Here is a 13,550-nt window from a genome sequence, read left to right as displayed (position 1 = left end):
GTTCGCTGGTTTTCAGTGTTTCTTTGTGAAGATCAGCGAGCCGCCGTGTTGCCGGGGCGGCGTTCTCCCTTCCGGGAGTTCCCGTTTCGCCGGGGCGATCCTGCCGCGAACGACAGGGCTTACCGCTCCTCCACGGGCGTTTACCGTCTCCCCGCGACTCTGGGCGACGTCGGACGCGAGCGCGGCCAGATTCAGCGCGGCATTGAGATCCCGATCCAGGACCAGGCCGCACCCGCTACAGGTGTAGCTGCGTTCGGACAGGGCGAGTTTGGCTTTCACCGCGCCGCATCCCGAACACGTCTTACTGGAGGGAAACCAGCGGTCGGCGACCACCAGCTCGCCGCCTTTCCACCCGGTTTTGTACGTGAGTTGCCGCCGCACCTCGGCCATCCCGACATCCGCGACCGCGCGAGCCAGAGTGCGGTTGGCGAGCATGCCGGAGACGTTCAGGTCCTCGACCACCACGGTGCCGTAGGTGGCCGCCAAGGTGGTGGTGAGCTTGTGCAGGCCGTCACGCCGCTGGTTGGCGACCCGCGCGTGTGCCCTGCCCAGCGCGGCCTTGGTTGTGGCCCAGCGGGCCGAAGCCTGCCGTCTGGCGCCGTCCGGGGTGCGTGGGCCGACCCGGCGGGCGAGTTGCTTGTTCAGCCTGCGCAGCCGCCTCAACGCCGAGCGGTGGTGCTTGGGGTTGACGATGACCTCGCCGGTGGACAGCACGGCGAGGTCCTTGATCCCGAGGTCGACCCCGACGACGGCGTCCGGCTTGGCCACGACCCGTTCGGCGCGGTCGATCTCGCAGGTGAACGCCACGAACCAGCGGCCCCCCGTACGGCCAACGGTGGCCGACAGCACACGTCCCGTCCGGCGTTCCAGATGGCGGGCCAGCTTGCGGGTGGACTCGTGGGTGCGGATCGTTCCCAGCCGGGGCAGCGTCACGTGACGGCGGTCGGCCTCCACCCGGATGGTGCCGGTGGTGAACCGGCACGAGGGGATGGCGCGGTGCTTGGACTTGAACCGGGGGAACCCAATCTTCTTGCCGGCCCGCGCGCCCTGACGTGAGGCGGCCCAGTTCTTCAACGCCCGCGCGAGGCCGTCCAGGCCGGTGTTGTAGGCCTCCTTGGAGTTCTCCGCCCACCACGGGGCGATGGTGCCCTTGGCGGTGTTCCAGGCGCGTCGCAGGGAGTACAGCGACCACGGCACCTCGGTCAGCACCCCGTCCGCCACACCGTAGGACCGCTCGGCCGCACGCTGATCCATCGCGGCCTTGACGCGGGCGAGGCCCCAGTTGAACGCGAACCGCGCCGCCCCGCAGTGCGAGGCCAGCAGACGCTCCTGTTCCGGGGTGGGGTCAAGGGCGTAGCGGTAGGCCTGGTGGACCCGCATCAACCCTCCCCCGCCACGGTAAGTCGCCGACCATGAACTTACCGTGGACACCATGATCGACGACTTCCTGACCGACGAAAAGGCATGCGCTCGACTCGGCATCACCTGGCGCACCCTCTGCAACCCATCCCACTACGACCCGTCCAAACGCTCTGAGGAGGTCCCCGGTGGCTCATCAAGGTTGCTGTGGCCCGCCGATCACCTCGACGCCTGGCCGGTCAACTACCCCGCCAGACGGAAGAAGTACGACAAGGACCGACGGACGCTGATAAAACCCGAGCGGTTCGTTACTCTGTGTGACTCTCCGTTCTCAGAGTACGTGGACGGGGACGGCGCGGCATCAGCCTCCCGACGGATTCGCCCGTACTCATCGCGGCGTACTCCGGTCGCCGCGCGACCCCGTGACCTCCTTCGGCGCCCGCGCCGCGCGACGAGGCCCCAGCGGGCGACCGGCTCCCGGTCGTGGCACCCGTGGCCGTGGCCGGAGCGCGGCAGGATCCCCGAGACGGTGTGCCTCAGCAGGCGGTCGTCCCCTGGTTGTAGCCCTTGGCGAACAGCTCCTGGCGCTGCCCCGCCGTGCCGTGGGCGTCCGGGCGCAGCCAGTCGTCGGTGGGGTCGCCCGCCGCGGCGAGGTTGATCAGGAGTTCGTCCTCGTCGCCGGGCTCGGTCCGCAGCGAGCCGCCCTTGACGAGCGCTCCCAGGGTTCCCCCGGCGTAGCAGTCGGCCTGGAGTTCCTGCTCGATGTTCAGCCGGAAGGCGGTGTTCAGCTGTGCCTGCACCGCGTGCCCGAACTCGTGCGGGATGATCACGTAGACCGAGCCGTCGCCCATCCGCTCGTAGAGGCCGTTCATCCACTGCTCGTCGTAGGCGATGAAGTGCCCCACCGGGCAGTAGAAGGCGTTGTTCGGCACCGACGGCTGCCCGCCGCAGTCGGGCCCGTTCGCTCCCCGGTAGGGGGTGAACGCGGTGACCGGGCGGTAGGTCAGCCCGGCCGCGGAGAAGGTCTGCTTCCAGTAGGCCTCGGTGAGCTCCCTGGCCAGCTCGACGTCCGACTCGAACGTCTGCCCACGCGCACTGGGCGTGGCCTGCTCGTCGGTGGGAGCGGCCTCAGGTTCCGTGCCCTCTCCTACGCTCCCGCAGGCGGTGACGGCTACCAGGACGAGCGCCAGGAGAAACGAGAACGCCTTCATGGCCCTATCGTGACGGAGTCCCGCCCCCCGCGCGAGGGATCGGTGCTATCGGGGCCGACCGGGGCGGGGACGTGGGCGGCACGGCGGGTTCCGGAGAGACGGGCGGATCCTACAGGGACGGCCAGGTGTGTACAGGCTCGTTGGTGTGCATGTTCTCGATGTAGCGCAGGGTCATCCGGCGCAGCGCCTCGTGCCTGTCGAGGTCGCCGAGCGCGTCCACCGCGTCGATCTGCCAGCTCGCCCCGGTCGTGCCCGTCAGGCAGCGCCGCTCGACGATCCCCAGCAGCCGGTCCCTGGAATCGGGGGCCACACCCCACAGGTCGAGTCCCTCGTGGGCGAGCGGCAGCAGGCGGCGCAGGACCAGCTCGGACGCGACCACCTCGCCGAGTCCCGGCCAGAAGAGCCGGGCGTCCAGGCCGTACCGGGCGGCGGCGTGCAGGTTGTCCTCGGCCGCGGCGAACGACATGCGCGTCCACACCGGGCGCTCGGCGTACGGGAGGACGCGCATGAGCCCGTAGTAGAAGGCGGCGTTGGCGGCGACGTCCGCCACCGAGGGCCCCGCGGGCAGCACCCGGTTCTCCACCCGCAGGTGCGGGATGCCGTCCACGACCGCGTAGACCGGCCGGTTCCATCGGTAGACGGTGCCGTTGTGCAGGGTCAGCTCGCCGAGCTGGGGAGTGATCCCGCGCGCCAGTTCCTCACGCGGGTCCTCCTCGTCGCACAGGGGCAGCAGCGCGGGGAAGTAGCGGGCGTTCTCCTCGAAGAGGTCGAAGACCGAGGTGATCCACCGCTCGCCGAACCACACCCTGGGCCGTACGCCCTGGGTCTTCAGCTCCACCGGGCGGGTGTCGGTGGCCTGCTCGAACAGCGGGATCCTGGTCTCCTGCCAGAGCCTGCGGCCGAACAGGAACGGCGAGTTGGCGGCCAGCGCCACCTGGGGGCCCGCGATGGCCTGGGCGGCGTTCCAGTTGGCGGCGAACGCCTCCGGGCTGACCTGGAGGTGGAGCTGGAGGCTCGTGCAGGCGGCCTCGGGGGTGATGCTGTCGGCGTAGGTCTCCAGGAACTCGTCGCCCTCGATCGACAGGTGCAGGTCCTCGCCCCTGGCCGCGAAGATCTGCTCGTTGAGCAGCCTGTAGCGGGGGTTGGCCGACAGCGTGCCCTCGTGCACGTCGCTCTCTCGCAGCGTGGGCAGGATGCCGACCATCACCATGTGCCCGCCGACGGTGCGGGCCCGTTCCTCGGCGTGGTTGAGGCGGTCCCTGATCACCTTCTCCAGCCGGGCCGCGCCGTCCCCCTCCAGGGATTCGGGCAGGACGTTGATCTCCACGTTGAACTGGCCCAGCTCGGTCGCCCAGTCGGGCTCGGCGATGGCCTCCAGCACCTCGATGTTCTTCATGGCGGCCTCGCCGCGCTCGTCCACGAGGTTGAGCTCGATCTCCAGCCCGGCCCTGGGCTCGTCGAACTCGAACCTGGACTCGCGCAGCATCTGCGCGAAGACGTCAAGGCACCGGCGAACCTTGTCCCGATAGCGCCGCCGGTCCTCACGGCTGAACACCATCGCCGGTACGTCGCGTCCCATATTTCGCAGAGTCGCACAGAAGTAACTGCTCGTACAGAAGCCGCGAGGTGTGGATGTGGAGGTTCAGACCAGGCGGCGCGCCGTGGCCCAGCGGGACAGCTCGTGGCGGTTGGAGAGCTGCAGCTTGCGCAGCACGGACGAGACGTGGGTCTCCACGGTCTTCACCGAGATGAACAGCTCCTTGGCGATCTCCTTGTACGCGTAACCGCGGGCGATCAGCCGCAGGACCTCGCGCTCACGCTGGGTGAGCGAGTCGAGCTCGGGGTCGATCGGCGGGGCCTCGCTGGAGGCGAACGCGTCCAGCACGAACCCCGCCAGCCTCGGGGAGAAGACCGCGTCGCCCTCGGCCACCCGGCGGATGGCGTCGGTGAGCTCGCGCCCGCTGATGTTCTTGGTCACGTATCCCCTGGCACCGCCCCGGATCACGCCGATGACGTCCTCCGCCGCGTCGGAGACCGACAGGGCCAGGAAGCGGACCGTGGAACCGGAACCGAGGACCCGGCGCAGCACCTCCTGGCCGCCGCCGCCGGGCATGTGCACGTCGAGGAGGACCACGTCGGGCCCCAGTGCGGCGATCGCCTTGACCGCGGAGTCCACGTCCTCGGCCTCCCCGATCACCTCGATGGAGTCGCCCAGCTCGGCCCGCACGCCGGAGCGGAACAGGCGGTGGTCGTCGACGATCAGGACCTTCACCACGCTCATCGGACTTCCCCTCGCGGTCCCGAGGGCCGCTCTCCGGCTCGCCGCGATCCCAGGGACGGGGTTCCGGCTCGTTGCGATCCTATGCGCAGGACGTCGGCCCGCCGCGATCCCAGGGGCGGGACTCCAGCACACCGCGATCCCGGGGACCGCTCTCCGGCCCGCCGCGACCTCGGGGGCGGGGCCCCGGTTCGCCGTGTCGTGGCTCGCTCGCTACTCACGCCTTCTCCAGCTTCATGGTCAGCATCACTTCCGTGCCCTCGCCGGGCTCGGTCCGCACACGGGCGCTGCCCCCGTGGCGCTCCATCCTGCCGATGATCGACTGGCGGATACCCATACGATCCTCGGGCACATCGCTCATGTCGAACCCGACTCCCCGATCCCGGATGAAGACGGTGACCTCATCCGGTTCCGTCTCGGCGTACACGGAGACGACCTCGGAGCCGGAGTATTTCGCGGCGTTGACCATCGCCTGCCTCGCGGCCTGCATCATCGCGGACAGTTCGGGGGTGAGCGGGCCGTCGCCGACGCAGACGACCTCGATCGGCACCCCGTGCGCGTCCTCCTCCTCGGCCGCGACCCGCCGCACGGCCGCGGCCACCGACGCGTCGGCGTCCTGCTGGGGCTGGTAGAGCCAGTTGCGCAGCTCCCGCTCCTGGGAACGGGCGAGCCGCATCACCTCGCGCGAGTCCTGGGCGTTGCGCTGGATGAGCGTCAGCGTGTGCAGCACCGAGTCGTGCACGTGCGCGGCCACCTCGGCGCGTTCCTCCTGCCGGATGCGCTCGCGGCGCTCGCGCTGCAGTTCCTTCCACAGGGCGGCGAGCCAGGGCGCCGCGATCAGCGCCACGCCGCCCACGACCACCAGGGTGAACACGATGCCCGGACGGGCCTTGCCCAGCTCGTCGTTGGCCACCAGGAAGCCGATCGCGCCGACCACGACGAGCACGAGCCCGAGGAAGGTGCGGACCCGGTTCCGGCGGACCTGCCCGACCGTGTTGCTCATCCAGCGCTGCCGCCGGTCGGGGTCGGCCTGCTGCCAGAGGATCAGCGAGCCGATGCCGCCCACGGCGATCGGCCAGGCCCCGAACCCGGCCCCCGAGGTGCCGGTGAGCCAGCCCAGGGCCATCAGCGCCAGCCCGATCGCGCCGTACGCGGCGAGCTGGCTCCAATCCCTCCCGGGCTCCCTGCCCTCGTACGGCTCGCGCGGGGTGAACATCCACAGGGCGGCGTACGCCAGGGCGCCGAACCCGTTCAGGACGGTGAGCAGCACGAAGGCCAGCCGCAGCACGACCGGGTCGAGCCGGAGCTGGGCGGCGGCCCCCTGGGCCACCCCGGCGACCAGCCGCCCCTCCACCGGTCGTACCAGACGGGGGAAAGGGGCGTCCTCGGGCATCACGGGCGCCGCGTCGCGAACTGTCTGTCGGTCAGCCATATCGTCAGCATCGTCACACGAACCAGCCTGCCAGTGCATCAGGCGTTCCCCTGAAGCGACCCTGAGGAAGGCCTCCCCCCTCCGGGACGACTCAGGGGTCTCCCGGATGCGTTACGGACCGGGAAAGGCCACGATGAGGACATGAACGACACCGGGCGGGCCCAGGATCCGGCGAGCTCGCCGTCCGCCTCCTCCCCCTTCGAGGAGCGCTTTGAGGAGCGTTTTTCGGAGCGCTTTGAGGAGCGCGGCCTGAGGCGCAGCAACGAGGGGCGCATGCTCACGGGCGTCTGTGCGGGTCTGGGAAGGTACGCCCGGATCGACCCCGTGGTGCTGCGGGTCGGTTTCGCGGTGCTGGTGCTCGGCTCTGGCATCGGCATCATGCTCTACATCGCGGCGTTCCTGCTGATGCGCGAGACCGACGGCAGTCCCGGCTACCTGGAGCAGTGGATCCGGCGCGACTTCGACAGCGAGACGGTCCTGACCCTGCTGACCGGCCTGTTCGCCCTCGGACTGATCGTCAACGTCTCCTCGGACGGCATCGGCACCGGCACGGTCGTGGTCGGCACGGTGTTCGCCATCGCCCTGCTCGCCGCCCACTCCCGCGGGGTCGACCTGCTGGCCGTGGCCAGGTCGCTGCCCGACCGGCTGCGCAGGCGCCGCGCCCCGTCCCCGGCCGCCGGCCAGTGGCCCGGCTCGGCCGCCCACCCGTCCGACGCCGCCGGACGGCGCCCCGTCGATGAACGGGATCCGTTCGCCCACACCACCGCGCCCTCGGCCGCCGGCCCCGCCGCGTACGCCGGATCCCCCATGGCCGGACCCACCTCGGAAGGCGCCGCTCACGCCGCCGCCCGGCCGGGGGCCGAGACGGTCACGGAGCCGTACGCGCCCGCGGCCGAGGCCGGACCGGGATCCACGACGATCCAGCCGTCCCCCGCTCCCGGGCCCCAGGCCGGACACGCGCCGGGCATGCCACCGGGCCCCGCCGCACCACCGGAAGGCGCCCCGCGGGACGCCCCGGGCTCGTACCGCACCGCCGCGAGGCCGCTGTTCAACTCCTCCGGCGAGCCTTTCTCGCCGTACGGCCCCTACCAGCCTCTGGATCCCCAGAGGCGGCAGGGGCCGTACCCCCCCTACGACCCGTCCGCGTACGGCGGGACGGTGGTGGCGCCGCCCAGGCCGCGGCGGCGCAGATCGCTCGTCGGGAGCATCACCATCTGTCTGGCCATGATCGTTGGAGGGATCATCGTGGCGATCCAGTCCGCCTCGGGATCGGTCAACATGACGGTCGTCGGCGGCGCGGTACTCGTCGTCATCGGCGCCGGCCTGCTGGTCGCCACCTGGTTCGGCCGGGGAGCGGGGCTGGTCGCGACCGGCACCGTCCTGTCGATCGCCCTGGTCGCGGGATCCACGCTGGGCGGCATGCCGAAGAAGTTCGGTGACTTCAACTGGCGGCCCGCCACCCTGTCCGAGGTGGCTCGCAGCTACTCGGTGGGCGTGGGAGAGGGCAGGCTCGACCTGGGCGACCTGGTCCTGCCGCCGGGCTCGCGGACCATCGTGGACGTCTCGGTCTCCGTCGGAGAGGTAAGCGTGATCCTGCCCGCGACGGCCAGAATCGAGGTGAACGGCTCCACCAGGTTCGGCGACATCAAGATCGACCATGTGGTGGAGGGAGGGGCCGACATCGAGCACAGCAAGATCCTGGAGCCCGAGGTGCCCCCAAAGGGCGACGTGGCGACCATCGTGCTGAACATCAAGGCCGGCATCGGGGACGTGGAGGTGCGCCGTGCGGCCTGACATCGACAGGACCGAGCGCCGTCGCGTGCACCGCACCGACTGGATGGCCCTGCTCAGTGGCGTGGTGTTCATCGCGGCCGGGATCGTTTTCATCAGCGATCCGTCCATCCCGCCGCTGGTCATGATCATAATCCTGGTGGGCGGCCTGGGCTTCGCGGGCCTGGTCGCCATCCTGGTCAAGACCGTCCGGCGCTAGAGCCGCGGTCCTCGCATCGCACACCCGAGCGGATCGGCCCACGCACCGCTCCGACCTGTGGCGATGTGGGACTTACCGGAACGGAACCGACGAGACCTCACGGCAAAAGGCCGGATCAGCCATTAGGGTCGGAGTATGTCGGCCCTGGAGTTCGTCAGCACCGTCCGCGCGACGCGGGCCGGTCTGACGGACACACTCGCCGACGTCGAGGGCATGACCGCGTGGGGCCGGGCGCACGCCGCCGCGTTGGGGATCGACCCGGGCTTTGTCGCCTCGGAGGAGCTGCGGCGCGAGGTGGTGGAGCTGCGGCAGGCCGTACGGGCGCTCTTCGCCAGGGCCGTGCGGCCGGGCGCCGCGAGCGGCGCGGACGCGCACCGGCTCCCGGGGTTCGCCGAGTCACTCGACCTGGTCAACGCCGCGGCGCTGGCCGTGCCGCTGGCCGCCCGGCTGGAGTGGCCCGCCGAGGGCGTTCCCCTGGCACGGACCGTCCCCGGCGACGGGGCCACGGAGTCGGAGCGGATCCGGGCGGCCCTCGCGACGTCGGCGATCGAGCTGCTGACCGGGCCTCAGCGCGAGCGGCTCCGCACCTGCCCCGCGCCACGCTGCGTGCTCTACTTCCTCAAGGACCACGCCCGGCAGGAGTGGTGCTCGGTCGGCTGCGGCAACCGGGCCCGCGCGGCCCGCCACTACCACCAGCACCGCGACGACTGACCCCTCCCGGAGCCCCGGAACCGAACACGGACACGAGGCCGGAGCCGGAGTCGGAGCCGGAGCCGAACACAGAGTCGGGGCCGGGGCCGGACGCGGATATGACGTGAGCCTTCACCACCACCGGCGCCGCGACGACCGACCTCTCCCCGAAGCCCCGGAACCCCGGACGCGGATATGACGTGGGCCTGTCACCACCACCGGCACCGCAACGGCCGACCCGCACCCGCCCGGGTGATCCACGACGACGCCCGCGCCGGCCTCTCACCCGCCCAGGTGGATCTCACGTCGGACGTTTCACCCCAGGATTTCCAGAGCTATGATTTACGTCACATTATTATAATGGGAAAAATGGTGATTATGCGTTAGATTTACTCTGCAGCCAAACTAACGGAACAAGCCGTTAGAAAGCCTGACGGGAGAGATCAGATGACCTTCCAGACCGGCCACGTCGGCCTCAACGTCTCCGACCTCGACAGGTCCAGGGACTTCTACCTCAAGATCTTCGGCTTCGAGGTCCTCGCCGAGTCCGGCGAGGCGGACCGCCGGTACGCCTTCCTCGGCCTCGACGGCACGCTGGTGCTCACCCTCTGGCAGCAGAGCGAGGGCCGCTTCGCCACCGGCCTGCCCGGCCTGCACCACCTCTCCTTCCAGGTGCCGGACATCGAGACGGTCCGCCGGGCCGAGGACGCGATCAGGGAGGCCGGTGCCACGCTCCACCACGACGGCGTGGTGGCGCACCGCGAGGGCGCGTCCTCGGGCGGCGTGTTCTTCGAGGACCCGGACGGGATCCGGTTGGAGATCTACGCGCCCACCGGCGCCGAAGGTTCTCCCGCGCCGGTGGCCGCCGCCCCCACCTGCGGCTTCTTCTAAACGATCGTGGAGCACGCGGGAGAGTTCGCGGTTCAGCGGAGGGCCGGGGTGCGCGCGGTGGCGCTGGGTTCGGCCAGGACCCGGCCGGAGATCCCGGCGGTGGCGGCCGAGTTCCTGGGGCGACAGCGGATGCTGCTGATCGGGGCGACGGGGCGGGACGGGCTCCTGTGGGCGTCCGCCCTGACCGGACCCGAGGGGTTCGCCGAGGCGGTGGACGAGCGGACGGTCGTGATCGACGCGGTGCCGGGCGAGCACGACCCGCTGGCGGGGCTGAACGACGGCCAGGTCGGGATGCTCGCGATCGAGCCGATGAGCAGGCGCAGGATGCGGGTCAACGGCACGGTCCGGCGGGAGGGCGGACGGATGGTCGTCCGTACCGAGCAGGCGTACGCCAACTGTCCCAAGTACATCCAGGCGCGGGAGGTCGTCGCGGAACCGACGGAGCCCGCCACCCCCGCCCCTTCCGGCCCCGCTGACTCCCCCGGACCCCCTCGATCCTCCGGAGCCACTGGAGCCCCCGGCTTCCTCGGCTCCGCCGACTTCTCCTCGGCGACGACGTTCGACGACGGCGACCGGGCCTGGATCGAGGGCGCCGACACGTTCTTCGTCGCCACCTCCGCGCCCGGCCTCGGCGCCGACCTGTCACACCGGGGCGGCAACCCCGGGTTCGTCCGGGTGGTGGATGACCGGCGGCTGGTCTGGCCGGACTACATCGGCAACTCCATGTACATGACGCTGGGCAACCTGGAGCTGGACGACGGCTGCGGCCTGCTCTTCCTCGACTGGGAGGGCGGCGACGCCCTGCACCTGACCGGGCGTGCCCACGTCGACTGGGATCCGGGAAACATCCCGGGCGCGCAACGACTGGTCCGGTTCGAGGTGGACAAGATCGTCCGCATCCGGGGAGCCAGCCCGCTCCGCTGGAGGCTCGCGGAGTACTCCCGTCACAACCCGCCGGTCTGAGGACGCGGCGCGGGTGGGCGCATCGTCCCCGCCAACGAGGGCAGTACCAAGGAACGGGACGAAGCTGGAGCGCGGACACAGACCGCCGTCGGGGGTCCGAATGGGCTCCATGGCGTCATACTGGCAATACGCCCCCGTGTAGTCGTAATGTCGCAACAGCGGCCGACCTGCAAGGAGCGGAGCGATGGCGATGCGGTTCGAGCACGAGTTCACGGTTCCCGTGCCTGTCGAGCAGGCGTGGCCGGTGCTGCTCGACGTCGAGCGGATCGCGCCCTGCCTGCCCGGTGCCGCCGTGGACAGGGTCGAGGGTGACTCCTTCGCCGGCCGGATGAAGATGAAGATCGGGCCGGTCACGGTGACGTACCAGGGCAGGGTCGCCTTCGAGAAGGTGGACGAGGACGCCCGTTCCATGACCATCAGGGCCTCCGGCAAGGAGGCCAGGGGTCCGGGCACGGCCGGTGCCACGGTCGTCGTGCGCCTGCACCCCCAGGACCGGAGCACCCGGGTCACCGTCGACACCTCCTTCAACGTGACCGGCCGCCCGGCTCAGGCTGGCCGGGGCGTGATGACCGAGGTCGGCGGGAAGCTGGTCGACAGGTTCGCGGCCAACCTCTCCCACCTGCTGGGCGAGGGCCCCGGCGTGGAAACGGCCGCCGAGACGGCCACGGGGACGACCGGCGTGGGCGGCTGGAGCGCGCCCCCGAAGCCGGAACCGGTCGATGACGTTCCGGCGATCTCGGAGACCTGGGGCCCCGGCCCGGCACGCCCGGCCGGTTTCGACAGCTCGGACGAGCTCATCGACTCCACGACCGCGCCCGCTTCCTCCTCCGGCCCGGCGGGCTCGACGGTCTCCGACGCCGAGAGTCTTGGCACCCCCAGCTCCGCGTTCCCCGGCCCCGCGGGCTCGACGGGGCACGGCGCGGAAGGCCCCGGCGGCACGGGATCGGGCACGACGGCCTTCGGCGGCAGGGACTCGGGCGCGGCGGCGTCCGGACTGGGCGGTCCCGGCGGCCCGGAAGGGCTGAACGGCCCCGAGATTCCGGGTGGGCCGGGACGTCACCTCAGCGCGGTGCCGACGCCACCCGGCCTCGCCGTCAGCGAGGAGGCGGAGTCCCGCGAGAGCCACCCGGCGGGCACCTCGCGCACCTCGCTCAGCCCCGACGAGGAGGCCCTGAACCTCCTGGAGGTGGCGGGCCTGCCACTGCTCAAGCGCGTCGCCCCCCTGGTCGCCGCCCTGGCGGGCCTCATCCTGATCGCCTGGCTGATCCGCCGCGCCCTGCGGCTCCGGCAGCCGTAGATCGTGACTTGATCATGTTTGGGCTCGTTGGAGGCGGGTGCGTTGGTGGAACCAGCGGGCTCGGGCTTGGTGGCGTCGTCGCCACCAGGACCGGTGCAGGTGGTGGCCGATGCTCTGCCAGGTGTGGGTGAACACGTTGACCAGGCGTTTCACCTCGGCGGCGGTGAGCGGGATCAGTCCGGGATTCTCGGGCGGCAGGTCCCGGGGCCGGTCGGTCCTGCGGGCGACGGATACCGGTCAATCGGGGCCCTACTTCTGTACGGAGATCACTACGCGTCGGTTCTTGGCTCTGCCCGCCGGGTCGTCGGATCCGTCCGGCCTGGTGTTCGCGGCGATCGGCTTGGTCTCGCCGTACCCCGTCGCCCTGAGACGGCTCGCATCGACGCCTCCCTTGGACGTCAGCCAGTCCACGACGGCCTGTGCCCGCTTCTCCGACAGAGGCCGGTTGTGGGCGTCGTCACCCTTGCCGTCGGTGTGCCCGTCCACCTGGACGGGCGCGTCCGCGGGAGCCCCGCTCTCGATGGCCTCGGTGATCCTCCTGAGTTCGGCGGCGGCACCCGGCTTGATGTCCGCCCTGTCGAAATCGAAGAGGACGTCGGCCTTGAGGTTGAACGCGACCGATTTCTTGCCTTCGAGGACCTCGCTCTGGCCGACCCTGCGCGCGTCGAGCCGCTCCGCGTCGATCCTGATCGCGTCCACCCGTACCGCGCCGACCCTGACCGCGCCGACCCTGACCGAGTCGATGCATTCACCCTGGTCGTTGCAGGAGCGGGGACGGAGGATGGACGGGCGCAGGATCGAGGGGCGCAGGATCGACGGACGGAGTATCGACGGACGGAGCACCGACGGCACCAGGCCGGCGCCCCCAGGCTTGACCTGGCAGACCTCGTCGGCCTTCACCTCGTCGGCCCAGACCTCGTCGGCCTTCACCGCGTCGGCCCGCACGGGGTCGATCGTGATTCCACCCGCGTCCACACCCGGGATCACGACTTCGGGGACCGCCGTTCCCGGGATCATGGTCGCCGGGATCGTGACCGCGCTCAGGCATCCGCCGGGGGCGGGCTTCCTCTCGACGCACTGGGCGGGGATCCGCTGCGCCGGGATGTCGACACCCGGGATCGTGACGGCCGGGATGGTCTCCCCGCCGACCTTCGCCTCCGGGATGATCGTCGGATCGGCGTGCACGCCCGGGATCTCGACGGCGGGGATGAGCTCAGCCCCGTTCGGGCAGCTCGTCGGCTCCTGACCCGCGGGATCGGTGGCCTCGGCGGGCGTGACCTCCGAGGACCCGGCCGGACTCTCCGAGGCCGCTGTCACGGTCTCGGACTGGCGCTCCTCGCCCCCTCCGCCCGTTTGGACGCTCGTCGACCCGCATGACGTCAGCATCACCGTCACCACCGCCATGATCACAGCGGATGCCGGCTTCCTCGTCATCGTGG

Annotated in this window: 12 protein-coding genes; 6 read left to right on the top strand and 6 right to left on the bottom strand. The window is 70.9% G+C overall.

What is annotated here, in order from left to right; genetic code table 11:
- Positions 1–12: 12 nt before the first annotated feature.
- The 5 genes from tnpB to OG587_RS13355 all read right to left on the bottom strand — a co-directional run bounded on the left by tnpB (position 13) and on the right by OG587_RS13355 (position 6,280).
- A complete protein-coding gene (gene tnpB / locus OG587_RS13375; RefSeq protein ID WP_329090170.1) occupies positions 13–1,380 on the bottom strand; it encodes an IS607 family element RNA-guided endonuclease TnpB in 1,368 nt (455 codons plus the stop codon).
- Between the two features lie 515 nt (positions 1,381–1,895).
- Positions 1,896–2,570, bottom strand: a complete 675-nt coding sequence (locus tag OG587_RS13370; protein ID WP_329090168.1) for a neutral zinc metallopeptidase — start codon at positions 2,568–2,570, stop codon at positions 1,896–1,898.
- 109 nt (positions 2,571–2,679) lie between these two features.
- Complete coding sequence (locus OG587_RS13365; RefSeq protein WP_329090167.1) at positions 2,680–4,149, bottom strand: glutamate-cysteine ligase family protein; 1,470 nt, start codon at positions 4,147–4,149, stop codon at positions 2,680–2,682.
- A gap of 63 nt (positions 4,150–4,212) precedes the next feature.
- Positions 4,213–4,851, bottom strand: coding sequence for a response regulator transcription factor (locus OG587_RS13360; protein ID WP_329090166.1), 639 nt, complete (start codon positions 4,849–4,851; stop codon positions 4,213–4,215).
- A gap of 214 nt (positions 4,852–5,065) precedes the next feature.
- On the bottom strand, positions 5,066–6,280 hold the full coding sequence (locus tag OG587_RS13355) for an ATP-binding protein (RefSeq protein WP_329090165.1): 1,215 nt from the start codon (positions 6,278–6,280) through the stop codon (positions 5,066–5,068).
- Between the two features lie 141 nt (positions 6,281–6,421).
- Between OG587_RS13355 and OG587_RS13350 the strand changes: the two genes are divergently transcribed.
- The 6 genes from OG587_RS13350 (at position 6,422) to OG587_RS13325 (ending at position 12,111) form a co-directional block, all read left to right on the top strand.
- Positions 6,422–8,074 (top strand): PspC domain-containing protein, encoded by a 1,653-nt coding sequence (locus OG587_RS13350; protein ID WP_329090164.1) that lies wholly within the window; start codon positions 6,422–6,424, stop codon positions 8,072–8,074.
- The gene (locus OG587_RS13345) at positions 8,064–8,270 is read left to right on the top strand and encodes a hypothetical protein (RefSeq protein ID WP_329090163.1); all 207 of its coding nucleotides are present in this window, start codon (positions 8,064–8,066) and stop codon (positions 8,268–8,270) included. Before OG587_RS13350 ends, OG587_RS13345 begins: the two co-directional genes overlap by 11 nt.
- A 135-nt stretch (positions 8,271–8,405) precedes the next feature.
- Positions 8,406–8,981: a CGNR zinc finger domain-containing protein gene (locus tag OG587_RS13340; RefSeq protein ID WP_329090162.1), complete on the top strand. Its 576-nt coding sequence runs from the start codon at positions 8,406–8,408 to the stop codon at positions 8,979–8,981.
- Positions 8,982–9,407: 426 nt separating this feature from the next.
- A complete protein-coding gene (locus tag OG587_RS13335; RefSeq protein ID WP_329090160.1) occupies positions 9,408–9,851 on the top strand; it encodes a VOC family protein in 444 nt (147 codons plus the stop codon).
- A 6-nt stretch (positions 9,852–9,857) separates the two neighbouring features.
- Complete coding sequence (locus OG587_RS13330) at positions 9,858–10,814, top strand: pyridoxamine 5'-phosphate oxidase family protein (RefSeq protein WP_329090158.1); 957 nt, start codon at positions 9,858–9,860, stop codon at positions 10,812–10,814.
- 184 nt (positions 10,815–10,998) lie between these two features.
- Entirely contained in the window at positions 10,999–12,111 is a 1,113-nt protein-coding gene (locus OG587_RS13325) for an SRPBCC family protein (protein ID WP_329090156.1), read from the top strand.
- 249 nt (positions 12,112–12,360) lie between these two features.
- On the opposite strand, the gene OG587_RS13320 is transcribed toward OG587_RS13325, so the two are convergent.
- Positions 12,361–13,545: an OmpA family protein gene (locus OG587_RS13320; RefSeq protein WP_329090155.1), complete on the bottom strand. Its 1,185-nt coding sequence runs from the start codon at positions 13,543–13,545 to the stop codon at positions 12,361–12,363.
- Positions 13,546–13,550: the final 5 nt, after the last annotated feature.

This window comes from Streptosporangium sp. NBC_01469, from assembly GCF_036227305.1.
Lineage (GTDB): Bacteria > Actinomycetota > Actinomycetes > Streptosporangiales > Streptosporangiaceae > Streptosporangium.
The sequence above is the reverse complement of the archived record's forward strand: the minus strand, read 5'-3'. Positions and strand labels throughout refer to the sequence as shown.